The following is a 2,008-nucleotide window of genomic DNA, read 5'->3' on the forward strand; positions in this document are numbered from 1 at the left end:
ATCGGTAGAGTAGAGATGTGGCGCGGTAGCGGTAGGTTCGGCATATCCGTTGACCGCCTCTTTCGATTGGCGGTGCCTTACTGTCCGGACCCTGACTCCGTTTCCACATCCCCCTCGTCGAACCGGACGTGCGGATTTCCCGCATCCGGCTCTCTTGCAACACATCAAGCCTTCGCGTTCGAGCGGTCGCGTGCAGGCGGCACCAGGCGTATCAGTCCCAACTTCTCGTACAGGTACTGGTCGGAGTATTGGCGGTACCCCGTTCCCCGCTTGCCACTGCGCCGTCGCAACCAGATCCTGACTCGCCGCGCCGCATAGTTGTCGATGTCACGGTAGACCCGTTGCACCGGCCCCTGGTTGAAATAGCCTGCCCAGCCTCTGATCACGGGGTTGAGTTCCTCAATCCGCCTCGAGACCGGCAAGTTGTTCCAGCGCGATGTCGTCTCGGCGTGTATGCGCTCCTTCAGCCGCTTGATCGACTTCTTCGAGGGCGCTGTGCCCCAGTAGGGCTTGCCCTGGTGACCGTAGAAATGTCCCACGGTATAGCCCAGGAAGTCGAAGCGCTCCTCCGGCAGCTTGACCAGTCGAGTCTTCTGTTCGTTGACCGTCAGGCCCAGCTTGGCCATCAGGCGCCGCATTGTCGCCATCGCCTGCTCTCCCGTGCCGGGTCGGCACAGGATGACAAAGTCGTCGGCGTAGTTGACCACCTCGGCTCGCAAGCGCCGGGCATACCCACCCTGGTACCACGCCAGCATGAAGCGGCGGAAGTACAGGTTGGCCAGCAGCGGCGAGATGACGCCCCCTTGCGGTGTGCCCCGGTTGGTGTCGCGCGCGACCGTCGTGCGGACTTCTCCGCCATCGGCAGTGCGCTCAACCACCGGAGCATCGAGCCACTGGCGCAGTACCGCCAGCACCGTCCCGTCGGAGATCCTGCGTGCCACACAGCGCAGCAGGTGCCCATGGGGAATCGTGTTGAAGTAGTCGGAGAGATCCGCATCCACCACTTCGCGGGCGCCGCGCTCGGCGATGCCGAAATGGATGCGCCGCAGCGCCATCTTGGCGTCCATGCCTTCGCGGAAGCCATACTGCCAGGGAAACAGGTCTGGGTCGAAGATCGGCCCCAGTACCAGCAGCATGGCCATCTGGACAACCCGGTCACGGATGATCGGGATGCCCAGTGGGCGTTGCCCGCCGTTGGCCTTGGGAATCCATACACGCAACAGGGGCGCGCACCGATACTGTCCGGTACGCAGCTCCTGTCTCAGTCTTTGCAGCCAGTTGGCCAATCCCTGGTCTTCGATGTCCTTGAACGTCGTGCCGTCCACCCCGGCCGCACCGCGGTTGGCGCGGCACCTCCGATAGGCTTCCAGCAGGACGTCTATCCGGTACACCTTGTCCCACAGGCTGTAGAACCTCGTGGCCGCTTCGCTCTTGGCTTTCGCCCGTAACACGCTCTGCAGGGTCCGAACCGAATCGAGCGGGGTTGATAGGCTGATGCCAATCCCCGGGCTCTTCCCGCTTTGCGCATTGGTATTGCAACAGGGGGCCTTCGCTCCACCAGCGTTACCCGATTTCATCACTACTACGCCCCCATCCGCCATCCGCAGCAGCCGACTCCACCCCTCACGGGGTCGCCGTTGCCCGGTTGCCCGCCGGGCACCGCCACGGACTTCCCTTGTTGCACGATCGATCATTCGCCATGCGTGCTGCCACCACTACCCCGGTGGATGCGGTACGCGCTCATCACGCTCGCTTGCGTACCGCCGCCGGCCTTCCTCGTTATTGTGGCGAGTCGGCATCCACGACGGCATTTCGAGGCCTGCTCGGTGTTCACTCGCGTTGCGGCCCGCATGACCCGCTGGCTTCCTATCGAAGCCTTTTCAAGCAGTGCTTCAGCCCATTCGTTACCTCCTGAGCCGCTCCTTGTGCTTCCGGCCGGAGCGCGAGTTGGCCGGGTCGGACTTTCACCGACGGATCAACCGTGCCTTGGCAAGGCACACACAACAAC

The 2,008-nt window shown here is 63.3% G+C and carries 1 protein-coding gene; it reads right to left on the minus strand.

What is annotated here, in order from left to right; all coding sequences use genetic code 11:
• Positions 1 to 164 precede the first annotated feature (164 nt).
• Positions 165 to 1,577, minus strand: coding sequence for a group II intron reverse transcriptase/maturase (gene ltrA, locus EV691_RS23095; protein ID WP_131302574.1), 1,413 nt, complete (start codon positions 1,575 to 1,577; stop codon positions 165 to 167).
• Between the last annotated feature and the right edge of the window lie 431 nt (positions 1,578 to 2,008).

Source organism: Azotobacter chroococcum (assembly GCF_004339665.1).
GTDB classification, from domain to species: Bacteria; Pseudomonadota; Gammaproteobacteria; order Pseudomonadales; family Pseudomonadaceae; genus Azotobacter; species Azotobacter chroococcum.

Bases quoted from the DNA above. Each gene is read 5' to 3' on its own strand.
- ltrA (WP_131302574.1), bottom strand. From the start codon at position 1,577: ATGAAATCGGGTAACGCTGGTGGAGCGAAGGCCCCCTGTTGCAATACC.